Consider the following 21,059-nt stretch of genomic DNA (forward strand, 5'->3'; position numbering starts at 1 on the left):
CCCCTCCACCACTCCGACCGCGTACAGCACAAACGAAGCCAGCACGCCCACCAGGGGCGCGAACACAGAATGACGCCAGACGTCCCTTGACACCCTTCACCCTCACTCCGGCCCAAGAATTGTCAAAGAACACCTAACCACACGTAAAGCACTCATTGCAGGCAGTCAGCACCACACGTCCCCGAAGACGCCGTCCGGAGAGGCGCCCACCCCACGACGAAGACCGTTCGACCGCCCCTCCGGCCGCTCTGACGATCACGACGGGACCGCACCCCGACCCGGGTGAGCGCTCATGCTCGAAGCCCCGCACGGACGAGACGAGGGCCGAAACAGACCGGTCTCCACCGAGACAGGGGTCGGGCTCCCGGTCACGCCGCCGGTTGAGCCGGCCCGCACGCGCGTCAGCCCGGTCACCGGGACGGGAGTGAGCCGCCGCTCGTTGGCCCCGCCACCGAGCCGGCCCCAGTTGTCGGAGCTCCAGGCCATGCGAAAGCCGGCAACGCCCCCGCCTCAGTCGCCGGAAAACGCGAAACCGCCCCTTACCTGCGTGATTCACGCAGGTAAGGGGCGGTCTCGATGTCGGTGGAGGTGGCGGGAATCGAACCCGCGTCCTTCAACCCCAAGTCAGGGCTTCTCCGGGCGCAGCCTGCTGTGCTTTTCTCGGCCCCGGCGATCACGCAGGCGAGTCGCCGACGGGCCCAGCCACTGTTTGATTTCCCGATCTCCCCCGTGGCCGGGTTGATCGGTTGAGCCTTCTAGCGATGCCAGACACCGGGCCGAAGGCACTCCCGGGCTGACAGTGGTTTCGCTGCTTAGGCAGCGAGGGCCAGGGAGTCCCTGGCCGCCACAGTGCTCTTGGAATTGGCACTTATTGTTTGCGGTCACAGGATTAACGAGGTTATGTCCGCAGTCCTCGGCCCGCTTCACCTGGCTTGCAAAGTCGAAGTCGAAGCCAGTCACCCCCTGTGGAATTGTCAACACGCTCCCCGCGAGGAGCGAGCAACAAGAATGTACATGGGATAACACCCCGAACGCCAACTTGATTCCCTCACGGCGAAACCCCCGGGAGCACGGCGCATCGCGCACACGCTCCCGGGGGCCGACCGGCAGGGTCGAGCCGGTCCGGACGGCAGGGCTTCCCCCGAGATGAAGCCCTGATCTCATCACGGCGACTGGGACCGCAACCCCCCGAGCGGGCCCAGTCACTCAGTAAGACGCAGCCGGATGCCCGGATGGTTGCTCCCCGTCACGACATTTTCACGGCGTGCTGCCGAGGCCCGCGAAGAAGCTCCCGGCCACGGCCGCCGCGTTGTAGTTCTTCGCCAGCACCGCGACGGCCACGTCGCCCTGCCAGCCGACGAACCAGCTCTGCTGGCCGCCCGCCGCCGCCGTGACGCCGTAGACCTTGCCCTTGCCCGCCTGGGCGGGGGTGCCGGCCGCGCCGGCCCGCATCATGGCGGTCAGCGCCGTACGGACCTTGGGGTCGACGGGCACGGAGGACGGCTGGGTGGCCGGCACCGGCTCACCGGCCGGGTCGGGCACCTTGGGCTCGGTCACCAGCACCGGCGGCCGCCAGGTGCCGGAGGCGACCGCCGCGGCGACCAGCGCCATGCCGAGCGGGCTCACCTCGACGTTCTGGCCCGCGATGGCCTTGGCCTTGTCGGCGTCGCCGGCCAGCGACGGCAGCGTGCCGCTGAACGATCTCAGCGGCAGCCGCCATGGCTGCTCCACGCCGTACGCCCGGGCGCTGGTCGCCAGGTCTTCGGCCGTGACGCGGCGGGCCAGCGAGGCCAGCGCGGTCACGCAGCCCTTGGCGAAGTGTTGCTGGAACGTGGCCGACGTCGAGGTGCCGGTGGCCTGGCCGACCTGGACGAACTTGGCCCCGCCGACCGTGCGCTCCTGCGGGCAGGCCAGCCGCTGCTTGGGGCTCACCCCGCGCCGCAGCAGCGCGTCGGCCGCCACGATGGAGAACGCCGTGCCGGCCGGGAACCTGCCGGCCAGCGCGTCGCGCTCCTGGTGCAGGCCCTTGGCGCCGACGGCGAGGATCTGACCGGTGTCGGCCTGCACAGCCACCAGCGCGCTCGTCTCGGTGTCGGCCACGGCCTCCTCGGCCGACGTCTGGGCGGCCCGGTCGATGGTGGTCTTCACCGAGACGTTCTGGCGGCCTGGTTGCCACTCCTCCAGCAGGGCGACCTGCCTGCCGGTCTTGAGGTCGAGCGTGATCACCTTGGTCTGCGTGGAGCCCGTCAGATAGTCCTGGTACGCCTGCTGCAGGCCGTTGCGGCCCACCGAGTCGCCGGCCCGCTGCGGGCCGCCGAGCTTCTGCTCGGTCTCGGGCGTGAGCGCGCTGACGCTGCCCACGATCTGCCGGGGAGCGTCGGGGTTGACGGGCTGCTCCTGCGGCTCGACCTCGATGCCGTCGATGGCCTCGAGCTTCGACCTCATCGACAGATAACGCGTGCGCCCGAACGTCACCAGCTGCACGAACTTGTCGGGCGGCGAGGAGCGGACACGGCTCAGCAGCCGGTCTTGGGCGTACCCGGTGATCTCGGACAGCTGCGCGACCACCTCCTCCGCCCGGTCGCCCAGCGCGGCCGGGTGGACGCCGGCGACGTAGAGGACGGTGTCGCTCTGCAGCGGGTCGCCGGCCCTGTCGAGCACCGGCTGGCGCGGCACGGGCTCGGTGTCGACCGCGAACCGCTGCCCCTCCTTGAGCTGCGGATGCAGCACGGACGGCGACCAGCGCACCTTCCACGTGCCGTCCACGAGGTGCAGCGGGAGCATCCCTTCGTACTGCCACAGAGGGTTGTTCTCGCCCAGGTCGACCTCGGCGTGGAAGTCGGCCTTGGACTCCTCGCCCTCGACGCTGATGCCGGTGATCCGGAAGCGGAACGAGGCCGCGTCAAGCTCCTGCTTGGCGTCGGCCAGCTCCTTGCGGACCTCGGCCGCGTCGCCGTCGGTGCGGCCGGCGGCCAGGTCGTAGTCTTCGGACTGCCAGCCGACGAGGAAGTCGCGCACCGCCTCGTGCGGCGAGGACTCCTCGAAGCAGGCGGTCAGGGTCGTGGCCGCGACCGCCAGGGTGACGGTCGCGGCGAGGGTGCGGCGGGCACGTGTCATCGGTCGCGGTGCCGCCGCTCTCATCGGTTGTGGTGCCGCAGGGCCCGGGCCATTTCCCGCTTGGCCTGCTGCTCGGCCAGGGCCTGCCGCTTGTCCCAGTCCTTCTTGCCGCGCGCGATCGCGATCTCGATCTTGGCGCGGCCGTCCTTGAAGTAGAGCGCCAGCGGCACGATCGTGAGCCCGCCCTCCTTGGTCTTGGCGGCGAGCTTCTCGATCTCCTTGCGGTGCAGCAGCAGCTTGCGCTTGCGCCGGGCCGCGTGGTTGGTCCACGTGCCCTGCGCGTATTCGGGGATGTGGACGTTGTGCAGCCACGCTTCGTTGCCGTCGATCATGGCGTAGCCGTCGACGAGCGAGGCGCGGCCCTCGCGGAGCGACTTCACCTCGGTGCCCTGCAGCACGAGACCCGCCTCGATGGTGTCTTCGAGGTGGTAGTCGTGCCGAGCACGTTTGTTCTGGGCGACGATCTTCCGCCCGGTCTCACGTGGCATGCTTCGACTTTACCGGCGGCGGACCCCGAAGCGGTTCATGAGCACGGTTACACCCGGAGGTAGCGGCGGAGCGTCACGAACGAGGCCAGCACACAGATGAGTACACCGATGATCATCGTGACGGTGATGGCCTGGGCGACGTCGTTCCAGGTCAGCTGGGCGGTGACGTCTCCGAAGTAGCCGGCGATCTCCTCGAACAGGAAGACCTTCGTCACGATGAGGATGACCGCCGCGAAGACACCGCCGATCAGGCCCGCGATCGTGCCCTCCATGACGAACGGCAGCTGGATGTAGAGGTTGGAGGCGCCGACCAGCCGCATGATGCCGGTCTCGCGGCGTCTGTTGAACGCCGACAGCCGTACCGTGTTGCCGATCAGCAGGGCCGCCGCGAGCACCAGGATGATGGCGACCGCCAGGGCGTAGAACGAGAGCTTGTCGAGCAGGTCGAAGAACTTGCCGATGAGCTGTTTCTGGTCCATCACCTGCGACACGCCGGGCTGGCCCTCGATCGCCTGGATGATGGGCTGGTAGTTGTCCGGGTCGACGAGCTTGACCCGGAACGACTGCGGCATGTCCTCGACCTTGGTGGCCTCGACGAGGGCCTTGTTGGCCGCGTACGACTCCTGGAAGTTCTTGTACGCGCTCGCCTGGTCCTCGTAGAAGACCTCCTTGACGCCCTGGATGCCCTTGATGTGGCCCTCGAGCGTCTTGATCTGCGCGGTCGTGACGGCCTTGCCGTTGCACGCCGGCATGGCCGATCCCTTGTTGCAGAGGAATACCGAGATCTCGACCTTGTCGTCCCAGTACCCCTTCATCGCACCGACCTGGGCTTTGATCATCAAGCCGACGCCCAGCATCGCCATGCCGACAGCCACGGTGATGATCACCGCGATGGTCATGGTCAGGTTGCGGCGGAGGCCGATCCAGACCTCGGAGAAGATGAAATTCGCCCGCATGTTGTGTCTGCAGCTCCCTGTCAGTACGCCTGGCCGTAGACGCCACGCGACTGGTCACGGACGATCTTGCCGTCCTCCAGCTCCACGACGCGCTTGCGCATGGAGTCGACGATGGCCGCGTCATGCGTGGCCATGACGACCGTGGTGCCAGTCCTGTTGATGCGGTCGAGCACCTTCATGATGCCGATGCTCGTCGCGGGGTCGATGTTGCCCGTCGGCTCGTCGGCCAGCAGGATCATCGGCCGGTTGACGAACGCGCGAGCCATGGCGACACGCTGCTGCTCGCCGCCGGACAGCTCGTCGGGCATGCGGTGGGCCTTGCCCTCCAGCCCGACCAGCTCGATGACCTCGGGCACCACCTTACGGATGAACCGCCGCGGCTTGCCGATGACCTCCAGCGCGAACGCCACGTTCTCGTAGACGTTCTTGTTCGGCAGCAGCCGGAAGTCCTGGAACACGCAGCCGATGCGGCGGCGCAGATGGGGCACCTTGAAGTTGGAGAGGCGGGCCAGGTCCTTGCCGGCGACGTGGATCGCGCCGGAGTTGGGCCGCTCCTCTTTGAGGATCAGACGCAGGAACGTCGACTTGCCTGATCCCGAGGGACCGACGAGGAACACGAATTCGCCCTTGTCGACGTCGACGGAGACGTGGTCGAGGGCGGGCCGGTTCTGGTTCGTGTAGACCTTGGTGACATTATCGAAATGGATCACGAGAGCATCACGGCATGCCAGTCTAGGGGTCAGGACGGAAGCGAGGGTGGCACATGCCCACTTCCCGCCGCCGACCAAACGGGTTACGTCTTCTTTACTGATGATCGACGTTCCGATTGGCCAGACGACAGTCTAGGGGGAAGACTGGCATGGAACGTCCATAACGGAAACAAAACGATTGTGCGGCTAGACTTGGGGCTGTCATGAGCTGTGAACACCTCGTATGCGCCCAGTGCGCCCACCCCGTGATCGAAGGCCGCTGCCCCATGTGCCGCGCCAGCAGGGAGCGGATGCACCAGCACGGCTTCGCCGGGCTGTCACCCGCCCTCATCGCCCTTCTCCTGATCGCGCTCTTCCTGCTGACCCTCGCGATCAACCACCTAAGCGGTCTCTGACTCCTGCCGCCGCATCCAGCGGATCTCCGACTCGATGAACTCGTCGAGGTCGCCGTCGAGCACCGCTGACGGGTTACCCGCCTCGGTGGCCGTGCGCAGGTCCTTCACGATCTGGTACGGGTGCAGCACGTAGTTGCGGATCTGCGTGCCCCACGACGTGGTGGTGGCGCCGCGCAGCTCCGACATCTTCTCCGCCTCCTCCTGCCGCTTGCGCTCCAGCAGCTTGGCCTGCAGGACGTTCATCGCGGTGGCGCGGTTCTGCAGCTGCGAGCGTTCGTTCTGGCAGGAGACGACGATGCCGGTCGGCATGTGGGTGATGCGCACCGCCGAGTCGGTGGTGTTGACGCCCTGGCCGCCGGGGCCGCTGGAGCGGTAGACGTCGACGCGGATCTCGTCTTCGTTGATGTCGATGTGGTCGGTCTGCTCGACCACCGGCACGACGTCGACGCCGGCGAACGACGTCTGCCGCCGCCCCTGGTTGTCGAACGGGCTGATGCGGACCAGCCGGTGGGTGCCGTGCTCGCCCCTGAGCGTGCCGTACGCGTAGGGGGCCTTGATGGTGAACGTGGCCGACTTGATGCCGGCCTCCTCCGCGTAGGAGGTGTCGTAGACCTCGGTCGGGTAGCCCTTGCGCTCGGCCCACCGCAGGTACATCCGCAGCAGCATCTCGGCCCAGTCGGCCGCGTCGACGCCGCCGGCCTGGGAGTTGATGGTGATGAGCGCCTCGCGGGCGTCGTACTCGCCCGACAGGAGGGTGCGGACCTCCAAGGCGCCGATGTCGGCCTTGAGCGTCTCGAGCTCCCTGTCGGCCTCGACGCGCGTGTCGTCGTCGCCCTCCTCGGCCGCGAGCTCGTAGAGCACCCTCAGGTCGTCGAGGCGGCGTGCGACGCCCTCGACGCGGTTGAGCTCGCCCTGGAGATGGGAGAGTTTGCTCGTCACCTTCTGGGCCTGGTCGGGGTCGTCCCAGAGATCCGGCGCGGCAACCTGCTGCTCCAGCTCCGCGACCTGCTTGCGCATCGCCTCGAGGTCGAGGACGTCCTGGATGCTGCGGAGCGTACCCGCTAGCTCGTTGATCTCTTCTGCCGGATCGATGCCTGCCACGTCTCCCAAGGGTACGCGACCGCCGCGCGCCCGAATAACATGGCGAGGTGCGCGCATACGGTCGGCGGGAAATGCTGGCGATCGCCGCCGGCTTGCTCGCCGCGGCGACCGCCTGCACCAGTGATGCCCGATCGACTCCCACGAGGCCGGCCACGACCGCCCCGGCGACCCCGTCGCCCTCGCCCGCCGAGCCGGCCGTCACGCGGGACGAGGCGGCTGAGGTGTTCACCGAGATCACCGTCACCGACGACGCGTTGCGGGTGGCGAGCGACCTGCAGGGGCGGCTGGCGCTGGCGACCGACATCACCGCGGGCGGGCAGACGCAGCTCACAGTGGGTGCCTACCTGTCCACCGACTACGCGCCGCCGCGCTACAAGTGGGGCGCTCCGACGCTGTACGTGCCGAGGTTCGACCCGGGCGAGCGTTCGCCGTGGTTCAGCGCGCTGGCGACCCGCAACGGGCAGCCGACGCTGCTGACGTTCGCCAGGTCCGACCGCTGGCGGCTCAGCTCGGCCGCCCAGCTGCTGCCGGGCGAGGAGCTGCCCGAGATCCGGCTCGACGCCGACGGCTACGCCGGCGCGGTGCCCTCCGACGACAAGAGCGTCACGATCAGCCCGCAGTTCATGGGCCCCGTGCACGCCAGCGTGGCCGAGACCGGCACGGCCGGTTCGACCGCCGGTCTGCTCGCGCCCGGCCCCTACACGACCGACGTGGCCGAGCAGATCGCCACCTACCGTGAGACCGCCAAGGCCGACGGGTTCAGCTACGACTCCATCTTCAGCGCCGACAACTACCCGGTCTACGGGCTGCGCACCGAAGACGGCGGCGCGCTGATCCAGTACTCCCTGTCGCGCACCACGTCCACGAAGAACGTGACGAACAAGTCGTACATCATCCCCGTGCCGGAGGAGGCGGCCTGGGCGATCTCCTCGCCCTCGGTGCCGCGCACCCTCAGGCTGACGGAGATCCACCAGTACGCCACCACCGTCCCGCCGCTCAGCGCTCCCGCGCCCGCCGAGGTGATCGCCCACGACGGCGCCCTCACCCGCGCCACCGGCGACTGACGCGCGCTCAGCCCTCGCGTTCGAACGCCTGTCTCATGCGCAGGTAGACCTTCTCCTGCTCCCGCAGCCGGGCCGCCGCTTCGTGGTCCTGGCGCTCGATCGCGGCGTCCATCAGCGACGTGAAGGTGGCGTGATAGAGGTCCAGCGCGGACCGCGTGGCGGCGCGGTCAGGGCGGTGCCTCCGGGCGATCCTCCGGAGCCACCGGGCGACCTCGTCGGCGTGCTGAGGGCGACGGGCCGGGTCTTTGGCGAGCAGGGAGAGCACGAGCGCGTCCAGCTCCCTGTTCCCCGTCGCCGGGGAGGGCGGCGGTGTGTTCAGGTGCCCGTACATCGCGTGGGCGATGTTCGACGCGGGGAAGGGCACCCGGCCCGTGCAGAGCTCGTGCAGCACGCAGCCCAGGGAGTAGAGATCCGCCCGCCGGTCCACGCCGGAGCCGCCGAACTGCTCGGGCGCCATGTACGCGGGCGTGCCGACCGTCAGGCCGGTCCTGGTGATGCGGGTGGCGTCGACGGCGCGGGCGATGCCGAAGTCGCAGATCTTCACCGTGCCGCCGTCGAGGAGCACGATGTTCCGTGGTTTCAGGTCGCGGTGGACGATGCCGAGGGCGTGGGCGGCGCCTAACGCCGCGGCCAGCTGGCGGCCGATGTCGAAGACGTCGGAGAGCTCCAGGCCGTCCGCGTGGTCGCGGATCACGGCTCCGAGATCCCTGCCGTTCAGCAGCTCCATGACGATGAACAGGCGTCTTCCGTGCCGGTCGACGTCGAAGACGGTGGTGACCCCGGGATGGTTGATCCGCGCGGCCAGCTTGCCCTCGCGCAGGAAGCGCCTGGCCTCGTTGCCGGAGTCAGGGGCCATCAGCTTGACCGCCACCGGGCGGTCCAGCCGCAGGTCCAGCGCACGCCAGACCTCGCCCATCGCGCCCTTACCGAGTCGTCTCTCCAAACGGTAACGGCCGCCCAAGTCCATGAACGCATTCTTCCATCAGGGACCTCCGGACGGCTAAGCAACTTCGGTTGACTATCTGAGATTTAGTCAACTACGGTTGCTTACATGCCGGCAGAAGAAGTTCCCCAGGATCCCGCCGACGCGCTGGCGGCCGTCGTGGCGCTGCGACGGCTGGCCGATCGGCTCGAGGACGCCGCCGTGGAGCAGGCCATGCGTTCGGGCTGGAGCTGGCCGGAGGTCGCCGAGGCGCTCGGCGTCACCCGCCAGGCGGTCCACAAGAAGCACGCCAGGCGGCTCATCGCGGCAGGTGTGACGTTGAGGAGACGACAGTGAGCAGAATCGACCACTACATCCAGGCGATCATCCTGGAAGGAGCGGCCGAGGCGCGGCAGGAGGGATCCGCCGCGACCGAGGCCCACCACCTGCTGTTGGGGATCGCCGCCCACGAGGGCACCGCCGCACAGCGCGTGCTGACCTCGGCGGGGCTGGGGCGGCAGGCCGTCAGGGACGCGCTGGACCGGGAGTTCGAGCGGAGCCTGAGCGTGGCCGGGGTGTCCCTCGCCGCCTTCGACCTCCCGCCGGTCACCCCCGACCCGAAGGCGAACCCGAAGCTCGGCTCCTCGGCGCGGCTGGCGCTCGAACGCGGCTTCGCCGCCGCGAAGGGCAAACGCGACCTGCGCCCCGCCCATCTGCTGCTCGGCGTGCTCGACACCGAGATCGGCACGGTGCCCCGCGCCCTCGCGCTGGCCGGCGTCGACCGGGCCGAGCTGATGGTCCGCGTACGGGACACGCTCCCCGGAGAGGCGTGGTGACCGGCGTGATTCACGTCGACGGGCTGCGCATGCGGTACGGCACCGCCGACGTCCTGCACGACGTCACGTTCCAGGTCCGCCAGGGCGAGGTCCTCGCGCTGCTGGGCCCGAACGGCGCGGGCAAGACCACCACGGTCGAGATCCTGGAGGGCTTCCGCGCCCGCTCGGGCGGCCGGGTGGAGGTGCTCGGCGCCGATCCCGCGCGCGGCGACGAGCGCTGGCGGGCCAGGATCGGGGTGGTCCTGCAGTCCTGGCGCGACCACGGCAAATGGCACGTACGGGAGTTACTCGCCCACTTGGGTACCTACTACACGGCGTACGCCACCCCGAAGATCCGGCGGCCGTGGGACGCCGACCGGCTGATCGCGGCGGTGGGCCTGACCGAGCACGCGGACAAGAAGATCAAGACGCTCTCGGGCGGGCAGCGACGCCGCCTCGATGTGGCGATCGGCCTGGTGGGCCGACCCGAGGTGCTCTTCCTCGACGAGCCGACCGCGGCGTTCGACCCGCAGGCCAGGCACGCCTTCCACGACCTGGTACGCGGCCTGGCCGACGACGGCGACACCACCGTCCTGCTCACCACCCACGACCTGGACGAGGCCGAGAAGCTGGCCGACCGCATCCTCGTGCTGAACGGCGGCCGGATCGTCGCCCACGGCACGGCCGCCGAGCTGGCGCGGCGGATCGCCGGCGAGGACGAGGTGCGCTGGCTCATGAACGGCCGGCGTTTCGTCCATACGACCGCGGACTCGACCGCGTTCGCCCGTGACCTGTTCGCCCGGCACGGCGAGGACGTCCGCGAGCTCGAAATCCGAAGGGGCTCGCTGGAACGGACGTACCTGTCGCTGGTGCGCCAGGCGGAGGCGGCGTCATGACGGCGCTGCGCGCGGGCTGGACCCGCGGCCTGGTCGAGCTGCGGCAGTCGTTCACCAACGGCGCCGAGCTGTTCTCGCATCTCCTCTGGCCGGGCCTGATGGTGGCGGTGCTCTTCTTCGTCAGGGACGTCTCGTTCGGCGGGCTCCCGCTCGCCGCGCTGGCGCTGCCCGGCATCCTCGGGATGAACGCGGCGACCGGCATGATCAGCATGAGCCAGCAGCTCACCGCCGACCGGGAGGACGGCACCCTGCTGCGGGCCAAGGCGACCCCGCACGGGATGCCCGCGTACCTCGTCGGCAAGGTGGTCTCGGTGTCCGGCGGTGTCCTCGCCGATCTGGTGATCTTCCTGGTGCCCGCGATGTTCCTCGTCGAAGGGCTGCGGATCGGCTCGTGGCCCACGCTGGCCTGGGTGCTGGCGCTCGGCCTGGTCGCGACCCTGCCCGCCGGCGCGGTACTGGGCTCGTTGTTCCGGACCGCACGCGCGCAGGGGCTGGTCCAGCTGCCCTTCATCGCCGTGATCGGGATCTCCGGCGTGTTCTATCCGCTCACCGCGCTGCCCGAATGGCTGCAGGCGATCGGCCAGGTCTTCCCGATCTACTGGATGGGGCTCGGCATGCGCTCGGCCCTGCTGCCGGACGCGGCGGTGGCCGTCGAGGTCGGCGAGTCCTGGCGGCACCTGGAGACGGCCGCCGTGCTGGGCGCCTGGGCCGTGCTCGGCCTGCTGGTGGCGCCGATCGTGCTGCGCCGGATGGCGCGGCGCGAGTCCGGCTCCAGCGTCGCCGCGCGCCGCGAACGCGCCCTGCGGCGCATCGGCTGACGCCCGTGGCAGCCGCCTGGACCGGCGGCCGCCACGGCGTCGGCTACGCCTCCGTGTGGGGGAGGTTGCTGGCGGAGACCAGCGTGCGGATCGCGCGCAGGGCGACCGACAGGGTGGCCAGGTCGAAGTGGTCGCTCTCCCAGATCTCCGACAGCGTCTGCCGGGCCCGGGCGACGGCCGCCGAGTTGGCCTCCGTCCACCGCGCCAGCCGCTCCTCCGGCGGCAGCCCGGGCTTGCTGTGGACCAGCACGTCCCGGGTCAGCGAGGCGTGCGCGGCGTACAGGTCGTCGCGCAGCGCCGAGCGGGCGATCGAGTTCCACCGGTTGTCGCGCGGCAGCGCGATGACCCGTTCGCGCAGCCGGGCCAGCTGCAGCCGGTCGGCCAGGTCGAAGTAGACCTCCGCCACCTCGTTCACCGGCCGGCCCGTCACCGACGCGATCTCCACCAGGTCCAGCGTCGAGTACGCGGGCACCATGCCGGCCACCCGATCGGCCAGCTCCGGCGGCACGCCACGAGCCGCGAAGGAGTCGCGGCGCTCCTCGTACGCGACCAGGTCGGGCCCGGTGAGCAGCTTGGGCGTGTGGGCGAGCAGCCCGTCGACGCCCTTCATGAAGAAGCCCACCGAGCCGGCCAGGTCGAGCGGCGGCCGGCGGTTGACCAGCAGCCAGCGGGTGCCGCGCTCGGCCAGCTTGCGGCCCTCCAGCAGCATGGCGAGCTGGGTGGCCGTGTCGACCTGGTTGTCCAGCTCCTCGACGGACCGGTAGAAGCTCGGCAGGTCGAAGACCTCCCGAGCGACCAGGTACGCCCGCACGATGTCGGGCACCGAGGCCCCGGTCTCCTCGGCGAAGCGGAACAGGAAGGTGGTGCCCGCCATGTTGACCACCTCGTTGACCACGCAGGTGGTGATGATCTCGCGGCGCAGCGGATGGTTGTCCATGTACGCCCGGAACCGCTCGCGCAGCGCCGACGGGAAGTACGACACCAGCCACGAGGCGAGGTACGGGTCGTCAGGCAGGTCGGAGGCCAGCACCTCGGCGTCGGCCGCCAGCTTGGTGTAGGCCAGCAGCACGGAGAACTCGGGCGCCGTCAGGCCCAGCTTGGCCTGGCGGCGCTCGGCCAGCGTCTTGTCCGACGGCAGGAACTCCAGCTCCCGGTTGACCAGCCCGTCGCGTTCGAGCTTGCGCAGGTAGCGGGCGTGGATGTGGAGCATCTCGACGGCCTGCGCGCGGGCGGCGGCGAGCACCACGTTCTGGGCGTAGTTGTCGCGCAGCACCAGGTCGGCGACCTCGTCGGTCATCGAGGTGAAGAGCTGGTTGCGCTGCTTGTCGGTCAGCTCGCCGTCGCGGACGACCTGGTCGAGCAGGATCTTGATGTTCACCTCGTGGTCGGAGGTGTCCACGCCGGCCGAGTTGTCGATGAAGTCGGTGTTGACCAGGCCGCCGTTCGCCGCGAACTCGATGCGGGCGAGCTGGGTGAAGCCGAGGTTGCCGCCCTCGCCGACGACCTTGCAGCGCAGATCGGCGGCGTTGATCCGCAGCACGTCGTTGGCCTTGTCTCCGACATCGGCGTGGGACTCGGCGCTCGCCTTGACGTACGTGCCGATGCCGCCGTTCCACAGCAGGTCGACGGGGGCCCGCAGGATGGCGCTGATCAGGTCGTTCGGGGCCATCGAGGTGACGCCGGCCGGGATGCCGAGCGCCTCGCGCATCTGCGGGTTGATCTGGACGGACTTGGCCGTACGCGGGAACACGCCGCCGCCGGCCGAGATCAGCGCCGGGTCGTAGTCCTCCCACGAGCTGCGCGGCAGCCGGAACAGCCGCTCGCGTTCGGCGTACGAGCGGGCCGCGTCGGGGTCGGGGTCGACGAAGATGTGGCGGTGGTCGAAGGCGGCCACCAGCCGGATGTGCCGAGAGAGCAGCATGCCGTTGCCGAACACGTCTCCCGACATGTCGCCGACACCGGCCACCGTGAAGTCGGTGGCCTGCACGTCGACGCCCATCGTGCGGAAGTGGTACTTGACCGACTCCCAGGCGCCGCGGGCGGTGATGCCCATGGCCTTGTGGTCGTAGCCGATGGAGCCGCCGGAGGCGAAGGCGTCGCCCAGCCAGAAGCCGTACTCCTTGGCCACGCCGTTGGCGATGTCGGAGAAGGTCGCGGTGCCCTTGTCGGCGGCGACCACGAGGTAGGTGTCGTCGCCGTCGTGCCGGACGACGTCGGGCGGCGGCACGACCTTGCCGTCCACGAGGTTGTCGGTGACGTCGAGCAGGCCGGAGATGAACGTCCGGTAGCAGGCCACGCCCTCGGCGAGGACGTCCTCACGGGTGCCGGAGGCGGGCGGCTGCTTGACGACAAATCCACCCTTGGACCCAGTGGGGACAATAACGGTATTTTTCACCATCTGGGCCTTGACCAGGCCGAGGATCTCCGTACGGAAGTCCTCCATCCGGTCCGACCAGCGCAACCCGCCCCGCGCCACCTTCCCGAAGCGCAGGTGCACGCCCTCGACCCGCGGCGAGTACACGAAGATCTCGTACTGCGGCCGCGGCAGCGGCAGCACGCTGATGGCCTGCGGGTCGAACTTCAGCGAGATGTACGGCTTGCGCCTGCCGCCGACGGTCTGGAAGTAGTTGGTGCGCAACGTCGCCTGGATCATCTCCAGGTACGCCCGCAGGATGCGGTCCTCGTCGAGCGAGGCCACCTCGTCCAGCGCCCCGAGGATCTCCTCGGTGACCGCCTCCACCAGGTCGGGCCGGGCCTCGTCACCGCGCCGCGGATCGAGTCTGGCCTCGAACAGCCGCACGAGCAGCCGCGCCAGCCGTACGTTGCCGAGCAGCACCCGCTCCATGTACGGCTGCGAGAACGTGCTGCCGGCCTGGCGCAGGTATTTGGCGTAGACGCGCAGGATCTCGACCTGCTCCCAGGTCAGCCCGGCGGCCAGGATGAGCGCGTTGAAGTCGTCGGCCTGGACGCGCCCGGTCCACAGGGAGGTGAGCCCGTCCTGGAAGAGCTGCTTGAAGGCGTCGCGGTCCACCTCGGCCGAGGGGGTGTAGCGCAGGCCGAAGTCGTAGATCCAGGCGTTCTTGGTGCGCGGGTCGTTGTCGCGGTCGATCTCGTACGGCCGCTCGTCCACGACCTCGACGCCGAGCCGCTGGATCAGCGGGAGCGCCGCGGACAGCGAGATGGGCGAGCCGACCTTGTAGATCTTCAGCCGCCGCTCCCCCTCCACCGCGTCGTACGGCTCGTAGAGGTTGAGCTTGACCGCGTCCTCGTCGCCCTCGGAGACGAGCTGCTCCAGCCGCTGCAGGTCGATCACGGCCACCTTGGGCGGGAAGTCGGCCTTGTAGCCCTCGGGGAACGCGGCGGCGTACCGCTTGATGAGGGCGGGGGCCTCCTCCTCGGAGGTCAGCTCGGTGAGGGCGGTGGCCAGGTCGTCCTCCCAGGAGCGGGTGATCGCGGCCAGGCGCGCCTCCAGCTCCTCGACGTCCACGCCGGGGGGCGGGAGGGGCCTGCCGCGCTCGCCGCGCACGACGACGTGCAGCCGGGCCAGCACCGACTCGCCGATCATGGCGCTGTAGTCGAGCGTCTTGCCGCCCAGCGCCCTCATCAGGACCTCCTGCATCCGCAGCCGCACCTTCGTGGTGTAGCGGTCGCGCGGCAGGTAGATCAGGCAGGAGATGTAGCGGCCGTAGTCGTCGCGGCGCAGGAACAGCTTGACCTGCTTGCGCTCGCGCAGCCGCAGCACGCCCATCGCGATCGGCAGCAACTGGTCGACCGAGGTCTGGAAGAGCTCGTCGCGCGGGAACGTCTCGAGGATCTCGATGAGGTCCTTGCCGTCGTGGCTGTCGGGCTCCAGCCCGGCCGCCTGCAGCACCCCGGCGAGCTTACGCCGGAGCACAGGGATGCGGGAGATCGACTCGTTGTAGGCGACGTGCGTGAACAGGCCGAGGAAGCGACGCTCCCCGATCACCTCGCCCTCGGGCGAGAACAGCTTGACCCCGATGTAGTCGAGGTAGGCGGGGCGGTGGACGGTGGCCCGCGAGCTGGCCTTGGTGATGATCATCAGGTGCTTCTCGCGCGCCTTGGCCCGCACGTCGGCGGGCAGCGACGCGAAGCTCTCCGAGCCGATCTTGTCGTCGCGCAGGATGCCGAGCGCCGCCCCGGGCAGCGCGCGCAGCGTCTCGCCCTGGTCAGTGTGGTCGAGCCGGTACTCGCGGTAGCCGAGGAAGGTGAAGTGCCCGTCGGCGAGCCAGCGCAGCAGGTCGATGCTGTCCTCGACCTCCGCGGGCTCCAGCGGCGGCGGATTCATGCCCAGGTCCTCGGCGGTCTGGACGGCCAGGGCCCGCATCTTCATGAAGTCCTCGACCGCGTAGCGCACGTCGCTGAGCACGCGCAGCAGGTCGGCTTCCAGCCCCTTGAGCACGGCCGGGTCGGACTGGCGGTCGACCTCGACGTGGATCCACGACTCGACGAGCACCTGCCCGGTGACGTCCTCCTGGTCGCGGCCGAGCATCCGGCCGGTCATGTCGCGGCGCACCTTCATCTGCGGGTGGGCCACCAGGTGGGTGCCGAGGCCGTGCCGCTCGAGCTCCATGGTGACCGAGTCGACGAGGAACGGCATGTCGTCGGTCACCACCTCCACGACCGAGTGGCCGGGGTCCCAGCCGTTCTGGTCGAGGGTCGGGGTGAAGGCCCGGACCACGGCTCTGCCCTGCGGGCGGACCTCGGCGAGCTGCCTCTGGGACATCGCGGGGCCGTACACGTCGACGGGGTCGCGGTCGAGCAGGTCCTCAGGTGCGATATGCCGGTAATAGCGTCGCAGGAAGGACAGTGCCTCCTCGGTGCTCACATGATCACTGCCCACCGCACAACTCTCGGCTGTTCGCTGAAGCAGGTCATCCTTGGCCTCGTCAAGCGGCATTTCGCTCTCACTCCTTTGTGAGGGGTTGCCATAGTGGTTCATAGCCAGGCCCTTAGTTCCCACAGCAGTGGGAAGTAGTGCAGGCGTGTCCTGTCGCGCAGGTATGGGGCACCCGTCGAGCCGCCGGTGCCCGATTTGGTGCCGATCTGGCGTTCGACCATCTGGACGTGACGCATCCGCCACAGCGCGGCGGTCTCGTCGTGCGTCAGCAGGTCTTCGGCCAGTTGCCACAGGTCGTCGTACGAGCTGCGGTCTCTCGCCACGGACAGCAGCGAGCCCATGATCTCCTCGTCGGAGACCGGCAGGCCACGCTGGGAGAGCGCGGCGAGATAGGCGTCCCACAACGTCGGCTCGTCGAGCCTGCGGCGCAGCCGGGCGAGCTCGTCCGCGCCGGCGTGCCGGAAGCTGCCGAGGTAGCGCTCGTCCTTGAGACCCGACAGGAACTCCAGCTCGCGGAACTGCACCGACTGGAAGCCGCTGGCGGGCGACAGCTTGCTGCGGAAGGCGAGGAAGTCCTGAGGCGTCATCGTCTCCAGGACCTCGACCTGCTCGACCAGCACCCGCTCGGCCGCGTGCACGCGCCGGAACAGGTGCCTGGCCCGCCACAGCTCGCCGGCGAACATAGCGTCGCGGGCCGACTCCAGCTCGTGCAGCAGCAGCTTGAACCAGAGCTCGTAGATCTGGTGGACGGTGATGAAGAGCAGCTCGTCGGGCGCCTCGGACTGCGGGCGCTGCTGGGCGAGGAGCTCAGGCAGCCGGAGATATCCGCCGTAGGACAGCCGGCCGCCTTCCTCGCCGAAACTCCGAGGAGGGCGGGGCGCATCACCGGTGACGCCCACCGAACACCTCCCCCTGACCGCCCGGTCGCGCGGAACCGGGCGCAACACCTTGACGTTCCGATACCACCCGAAAAGGACAAAGACGTCAATGTGACATTGACATCGGGGGATCGTCGTCGGAAGTGGAGGAGGCGTGCCTCAGCTCGTCGAGCTGATCGGGCAGCTCGGCGAGCGCGACCAGCTCGGCCTGGCATCGCTCGCACGTGTCGAGGTGGCGCTCGAAGGCCTCGTGGTCGTCCTCGTCGAGGACGCCGAGGACGTAGGCGGCCACCTCGTCATGCATCAGCCGGCTACCCCCTTGTCCCGCAGCAGCTCACGGAGAGCCCGGATGCCGTAGTAGAGCCGGGACTTCACCGTGCCCGGCGGGATCCCCAGAATCTCCGCCGCCTCGCTTATCGTACGGTCTCGGAGGTAGGTCTGCTCAATCACTTCGCGGTGTTCTTCGGACAGGGAACGGAGAGCGTCCGCGACGACCATCGCCGACAGAGCGCGTTCCGAACCATCGGGTACCGACATCATGTCGACTTCGGGGGGCTCGACCTCCTGCGGCCGAGCACTCCTGCGCCGACGTCCATCAATCACGATGCGGCGGGCCACGGTCAGCAGCCACGCCCATATGAGGCTTGGTTCCCATTGCAGTCTTGCCGAGTTACGCCAGGCCCTGACAATCGTCTCCTGCACGACGTCTTCAGCCCACTGAAGGTCGTTACCTGTTGATTTGCGTACGTGGCGCAGCAGAGGGCCGCCGAACTCCTGGTAGAGCACCGCGATGCGGTGCTCGGCCTCGGCATCCGCACTCTCGAACCTGCCGTCGAGGTGACCTAGCACGGGGCACATCTTTACACCTTCGTTATCTCGGTGGTAGCCACTCCGATAACTCCAGTCATTTCTAACTATCTCCGGCCATAGGTGAACCCGGCCCGGGAACGCCGCGTACCTCCGATCATGCACAGGCTTTTGCGCGGCGAGTTCTTCATGCTCGGCGGCTTCGTGGCCGCCGCCGCCGTGACGATCGTGCTGGTCATGCCACCGGCGATCGATCCCGCGGCCGCTCAGTGGACGCAGACACCGTCGGGGCCGCTCACGGCCGCCGACCGCGATCTGCTCATCAAGGTGCGCCAGGCGGGCCTCTGGGAGATGCCCGTCGGCGAGTACGCCAAGACCCGCGCCGAGTCCCAGCGCGTGAAGGAGGTCGGCGCACTGATCATGAAAGAGCACATGGAGCTCGACCTGCTGACCCGCCAGGTCGCCAAGAAGCTCGGCGTGGCCCTGCCCGACGAACCCAACCCCGACCAGCAGCGCTGGATGGCCCAGCTGGCCGCGCAGCGCGGTCCCGCCTTCGACAGGGACTTCGCGAATCTGCTGCGCGCCGCGCACGGCAAGGTCTTCACCACCGTCGCCGCCGTACGGTCCGGGACCCGGAACGCGGAGATCAGAAAGTTCTCCGCGGAAGGCATCAACTACGTGATGCGCCACATGGCCTACCTGGAGTCCACCGGACTCGTCGACCACACCCAGCTGCCCGAACCCCCGACCCCCTCACCCGCTCCACCCGTCGCGATGGCGGTCGAAAAGAGGAGACACACATGAGGAGATCCAGACGCATGGCCGCGGCCGTGTCCGCGCTGGCCATGGCGGCAGGCGGGCTGGTGTCCGCGGCCGTCATCGGCGTAGGCCCGGCTCGGGCCGACATCTGCGATTCGGCCGAGGCCACCCAGTCACCTCAGCCACCTCAGGGACAGCAGCCGGACCAGAACCAGCCCGACCAGAACCAGCCCGACCAGAACCAGCCGGACCAGGATCAGCCGGACCAGGATCAGGGCCGGCAGCCCGACGGGCGCGATTCCGGCCGCGGCTTCGACCGGGACGCCGACAGAGATGTCGATCGGGACTTCGATGGGCAGGCGCCCCAGGGCGGCGGGGTGGCGGTCGATCCGCGCCGGTCCCCCGACGGGCCGCAGACCGAGTCCCCCGACGGCCAGGCGCCCGCGACCCAGGCGCCCGACGGTCAGAACCCGGACGGCCAGTCCCCCGACGGCCAGGTGCCGGACGGTCAGAACCCGGACGGTCAGAACCCCGACGGCCAGAACCCCGAGGTCGAGGCCCCCGGGGACGCCCCCGAGGCCGACGGGCGCCGGCGCGGCGGCGGGAACCCGACCCCCGCGCCGAGCCCGTCCCCGACCCAGGACCCCGACGGCACCCCGCAGCCCTCACCCACCGCGACCGGTGGCGCCGGCGACGAATGCGCCATCGGCCCGTTCGCCGACGACTTCGTGGACATCCGCCAGGTCGCGCCCAGCCGCCTCGACGCCCGGATCGGCAGGAACGGCTCACGCGGCACGTTCGTCGCCCAGTGCGGCACCAACCAGAACGGTCACCACAACTCAGACAACTTCATCGTCGCCCCCGGCGTGAGCAACGGGGCGCACCACCTGCACGACTACGTGGGCAACCTCTCCACGGACGCGTTCTCCACCGACGAGAGCCTGGAGGCGGCGGACACGACGTGCCGGCAGGGCGACAAGTCCACGTACTTCTGGCCGGTCCTGCGGGACCGCACGTCGGACGCGAACGCCGGCGACCCGGACGGCAACGTCGGCCAGATCCTGCGGCCCCGCAGCGTGCGGCTGGAGTTCCGCGGCAACCCGGCCTCCGAGGTCGTCGCCATGCCGAGGTTCCTCAGGCTGATCACGGGAGACGCCAAGGCGGCGACGAACGGCGGCGCCGAGGCGCGCGCGGCCTGGACCTGTTCGGGATTCCAAAACCGTATATCTCCCGATAAATATCCGCTTTGCCCGCGCGGCAGTCAGGTGGTTCGTATTCTGGACTTCCCCAGCTGCTGGGACGGTCAGAACACCGACAGCGCCAACCACCGCACGCACGTGGTCTTCCCCGACCAGGGCGGTGCCTGCCCCCAGGGGACCAGGGCGATCCCGCGACTGCGCATGACCCTCACGTACTCCGTGCCGCAGGGCCGGTCGTACGCCCTGGACGCCTTCCCCGAGCAGAAGCACAACCCTGTGACCGACCACGGGGACTTCGCCAACGTGATGCCCGAACGGCTCATGCAGTCCGTCGTCTCGTGCATCAACCGGGGCCGCCGTTGCTGACCTGAGATCCGCGCCCAGCCTTCCGAGTCGCACCCTCACCCGAACTTGGAGGGAAATAGATGCTCCACAGACGACGCCCCATGCACGCCCCCACCAAGCTGGACACCAGGAATGTCCGGCTGGGGGCGAGCGCCTCGATCACGGCCGTCCTGCTGTCGGTGTTCGCACTGACCAGGACGGAACGTGGCATGGCGCTGCTCGGCCAAGGGGTGGGTTTCCTCGAGTACTACGCGGGCGTGTTCGCCCTGATGCTGCTGACCGCGACCGTCGCGCTCGGCCTGCTCACCACCGAGCGCGTCTTCCTCTCTCCAGCCAACCGGATCAGGGCGCAGCTGGCCCACCGGGCCACCGCGTTCATCGCGCTGGCGTACCTGCTCACGCACATCGCCGTCATGATCAGCTTCGGGCACGTGCCACCGGGCGCGGCGATCGTGCCCGTCGCCGGGGTCTACGTCGGTCTCGGCGCGCTGGCCTTCGACCTGATGGTCGTGGCCGTGGTGACCGGAGTGCTCAGAGGACGGTTCGCGGTACGGAGCCGGCCGTGGATGTGGCGGATCATGCATTCCGCCGCGTACGTGGCCTGGCCCGTCGGGATCATGCACGGTCTGACCGCCGGGCGGCCGCCGGCGGGCTGGGTGGCCTGGTCGTACGTGGCCTGCATGGCGGCGGTCGGCTCCGCGCTGGTCGTGCGCGTGCTGGCCACGCTGCGCCGGCCGCCGGTCGTACCCGAGAAGGTCGAAGGACCCGCGGTGAGCTCGGCCGCCGCCGTGGGCGTGCCGTCCGAGCGGCCCGCGAAGACACCCGTCGCGGCGGCGACGGCGAGCGCGCCCGTGAGCCTCGCGGAGGCCCGGCGCAGGTTCCGGGAGGCCGGGTGACTCCCCCGCCACACCTCACCCGTTCCCCCGAGATC

At 69.4% G+C, this 21,059-nt stretch carries 19 protein-coding genes and 1 other RNA gene; 9 read left to right on the forward strand and 11 right to left on the reverse strand.

The annotated features are described in order from the left end of the window. Positions 1-580 precede the first annotated feature (580 nt). The 5 genes from ssrA to ftsE form a co-directional block, all read right to left on the reverse strand. Positions 581-964: a transfer-messenger RNA gene (ssrA, locus tag E1286_RS23750) on the reverse strand. A gap of 293 nt (positions 965-1,257) precedes the next feature. After that, positions 1,258-3,117, reverse strand: a complete 1,860-nt coding sequence (locus E1286_RS23755; RefSeq protein WP_132615651.1) for a penicillin-binding transpeptidase domain-containing protein — start codon at positions 3,115-3,117, stop codon at positions 1,258-1,260. 20 nt (positions 3,118-3,137) lie between these two features. Further along, positions 3,138-3,605, reverse strand: coding sequence for an SsrA-binding protein SmpB (smpB, locus tag E1286_RS23760; protein ID WP_132615652.1), 468 nt, complete (start codon positions 3,603-3,605; stop codon positions 3,138-3,140). Positions 3,606-3,652: 47 nt separating this feature from the next. Further along, a complete protein-coding gene (gene ftsX, locus E1286_RS23765; protein ID WP_132615653.1) occupies positions 3,653-4,561 on the reverse strand; it encodes a permease-like cell division protein FtsX in 909 nt (302 codons plus the stop codon). Positions 4,562-4,581: 20 nt separating this feature from the next. Beyond that, positions 4,582-5,271, reverse strand: coding sequence for a cell division ATP-binding protein FtsE (ftsE, locus tag E1286_RS23770; RefSeq protein WP_103956370.1), 690 nt, complete (start codon positions 5,269-5,271; stop codon positions 4,582-4,584). A 203-nt stretch (positions 5,272-5,474) separates the two neighbouring features. Between ftsE and E1286_RS23775 the strand changes: the two genes are divergently transcribed. Beyond that, positions 5,475-5,666, forward strand: a complete 192-nt coding sequence (locus tag E1286_RS23775) for a hypothetical protein (protein WP_111178237.1) — start codon at positions 5,475-5,477, stop codon at positions 5,664-5,666. Here E1286_RS23775 and prfB read toward each other — a convergent pair. Continuing rightward, positions 5,652-6,767 carry a peptide chain release factor 2 gene (gene prfB, locus E1286_RS23780; RefSeq protein WP_132615654.1) on the reverse strand — a complete coding sequence of 372 codons (1,116 nt, stop codon included), beginning with the start codon at positions 6,765-6,767 and terminating at the stop codon, positions 5,652-5,654. The genes E1286_RS23775 and prfB overlap by 15 nt on opposite strands. 47 nt (positions 6,768-6,814) lie before the next feature. Between prfB and E1286_RS23785 the strand changes: the two genes are divergently transcribed. Further along, entirely contained in the window at positions 6,815-7,831 is a 1,017-nt protein-coding gene (locus E1286_RS23785; protein ID WP_132615655.1) for a DUF8094 domain-containing protein, read from the forward strand. A 7-nt stretch (positions 7,832-7,838) separates the two neighbouring features. Here E1286_RS23785 and E1286_RS23790 read toward each other — a convergent pair whose 3' ends face one another. After that, entirely contained in the window at positions 7,839-8,798 is a 960-nt protein-coding gene (locus E1286_RS23790; protein ID WP_132615656.1) for a serine/threonine-protein kinase, read from the reverse strand. Between the two features lie 84 nt (positions 8,799-8,882). On the opposite strand from E1286_RS23790, the gene E1286_RS23795 reads away from it, so the two are divergent. The 4 genes from E1286_RS23795 to E1286_RS23810 are packed head-to-tail and all read left to right on the forward strand — an operon-like array spanning position 8,883 to position 11,282. Continuing rightward, positions 8,883-9,110: a hypothetical protein gene (locus E1286_RS23795; protein ID WP_132615657.1), complete on the forward strand. Its 228-nt coding sequence runs from the start codon at positions 8,883-8,885 to the stop codon at positions 9,108-9,110. Continuing rightward, complete coding sequence (locus tag E1286_RS23800) at positions 9,107-9,589, forward strand: Clp protease N-terminal domain-containing protein (protein ID WP_132615658.1); 483 nt, start codon at positions 9,107-9,109, stop codon at positions 9,587-9,589. The genes E1286_RS23795 and E1286_RS23800 overlap by 4 nt, the downstream gene beginning before the upstream one ends. Before the next feature lie 5 nt (positions 9,590-9,594). Next, positions 9,595-10,464, forward strand: a complete 870-nt coding sequence (locus E1286_RS23805) for an ABC transporter ATP-binding protein (protein WP_425464767.1) — start codon at positions 9,595-9,597, stop codon at positions 10,462-10,464. Continuing rightward, positions 10,461-11,282 (forward strand): ABC transporter permease, encoded by an 822-nt coding sequence (locus E1286_RS23810; RefSeq protein ID WP_132615659.1) that lies wholly within the window; start codon positions 10,461-10,463, stop codon positions 11,280-11,282. Before E1286_RS23805 ends, E1286_RS23810 begins: the two co-directional genes overlap by 4 nt. Before the next feature lie 43 nt (positions 11,283-11,325). Here the strand turns inward: E1286_RS23810 and E1286_RS23815 are convergent, their stop codons facing one another. The 4 genes from E1286_RS23815 to E1286_RS23830 form a co-directional block, all read right to left on the reverse strand. Beyond that, positions 11,326-16,200: an NAD-glutamate dehydrogenase gene (locus tag E1286_RS23815; protein WP_132615660.1), complete on the reverse strand. Its 4,875-nt coding sequence runs from the start codon at positions 16,198-16,200 to the stop codon at positions 11,326-11,328. Between the two features lie 38 nt (positions 16,201-16,238). Beyond that, positions 16,239-17,039, reverse strand: a complete 801-nt coding sequence (locus E1286_RS23820; RefSeq protein WP_132615661.1) for a tryptophan 2,3-dioxygenase — start codon at positions 17,037-17,039, stop codon at positions 16,239-16,241. 85 nt (positions 17,040-17,124) lie between these two features. Continuing rightward, complete coding sequence (locus E1286_RS23825) at positions 17,125-17,322, reverse strand: zf-HC2 domain-containing protein (RefSeq protein ID WP_132615662.1); 198 nt, start codon at positions 17,320-17,322, stop codon at positions 17,125-17,127. Next, positions 17,322-17,867 (reverse strand): sigma-70 family RNA polymerase sigma factor, encoded by a 546-nt coding sequence (locus tag E1286_RS23830; protein ID WP_132615663.1) that lies wholly within the window; start codon positions 17,865-17,867, stop codon positions 17,322-17,324. The genes E1286_RS23825 and E1286_RS23830 overlap by 1 nt, the downstream gene beginning before the upstream one ends. Positions 17,868-17,984: 117 nt before the next feature. Between E1286_RS23830 and E1286_RS23835 the strand changes: the two genes are divergently transcribed. The 3 genes from E1286_RS23835 to E1286_RS23845 are packed head-to-tail and all read left to right on the forward strand — an operon-like array spanning position 17,985 to position 21,024. Next, the gene (locus E1286_RS23835; protein ID WP_132615664.1) at positions 17,985-18,629 is read left to right on the forward strand and encodes a DUF4142 domain-containing protein; all 645 of its coding nucleotides are present in this window, start codon (positions 17,985-17,987) and stop codon (positions 18,627-18,629) included. Beyond that, positions 18,626-20,149, forward strand: a complete 1,524-nt coding sequence (locus tag E1286_RS50400; RefSeq protein ID WP_246075070.1) for a DUF1996 domain-containing protein — start codon at positions 18,626-18,628, stop codon at positions 20,147-20,149. The genes E1286_RS23835 and E1286_RS50400 overlap by 4 nt, the downstream gene beginning before the upstream one ends. A gap of 59 nt (positions 20,150-20,208) precedes the next feature. Then, entirely contained in the window at positions 20,209-21,024 is an 816-nt protein-coding gene (locus tag E1286_RS23845; protein WP_132615665.1) for a ferric reductase-like transmembrane domain-containing protein, read from the forward strand. Positions 21,025-21,059 lie beyond the last annotated feature (35 nt).

It is taken from the genome of Nonomuraea terrae (assembly GCF_004348995.1).
Lineage (GTDB): Bacteria > Actinomycetota > Actinomycetes > Streptosporangiales > Streptosporangiaceae > Nonomuraea > Nonomuraea terrae.

Excerpts from the sequence above, each read along its gene's own strand:
- E1286_RS23835 (WP_132615664.1), top strand. The coding sequence starts at position 17,985 with ATGCACAGGCTTTTGCGCGGCGAGTTCTTCATGCTCGGCGGCTTCGTG.
- ftsX (WP_132615653.1), bottom strand. The coding sequence starts at position 4,561 with ATGCGGGCGAATTTCATCTTCTCCGAGGTCTGGATCGGCCTCCGCCGC.
- E1286_RS23755 (WP_132615651.1), bottom strand. The coding sequence starts at position 3,117 with ATGACACGTGCCCGCCGCACCCTCGCCGCGACCGTCACCCTGGCGGTC.
- E1286_RS23845 (WP_132615665.1), top strand. The coding sequence starts at position 20,209 with ATGCTCCACAGACGACGCCCCATGCACGCCCCCACCAAGCTGGACACC.
- E1286_RS23795 (WP_132615657.1), top strand. The coding sequence starts at position 8,883 with ATGCCGGCAGAAGAAGTTCCCCAGGATCCCGCCGACGCGCTGGCGGCC.
- smpB (WP_132615652.1), bottom strand. The coding sequence starts at position 3,605 with ATGCCACGTGAGACCGGGCGGAAGATCGTCGCCCAGAACAAACGTGCT.
- E1286_RS50400 (WP_246075070.1), top strand. The coding sequence starts at position 18,626 with ATGAGGAGATCCAGACGCATGGCCGCGGCCGTGTCCGCGCTGGCCATG.
- E1286_RS23775 (WP_111178237.1), top strand. The coding sequence starts at position 5,475 with ATGAGCTGTGAACACCTCGTATGCGCCCAGTGCGCCCACCCCGTGATC.
- E1286_RS23815 (WP_132615660.1), bottom strand. The coding sequence starts at position 16,200 with ATGCCGCTTGACGAGGCCAAGGATGACCTGCTTCAGCGAACAGCCGAG.
- E1286_RS23790 (WP_132615656.1), bottom strand. The coding sequence starts at position 8,798 with ATGGACTTGGGCGGCCGTTACCGTTTGGAGAGACGACTCGGTAAGGGC.
- E1286_RS23810 (WP_132615659.1), top strand. The coding sequence starts at position 10,461 with ATGACGGCGCTGCGCGCGGGCTGGACCCGCGGCCTGGTCGAGCTGCGG.
- E1286_RS23825 (WP_132615662.1), bottom strand. The coding sequence starts at position 17,322 with ATGCATGACGAGGTGGCCGCCTACGTCCTCGGCGTCCTCGACGAGGAC.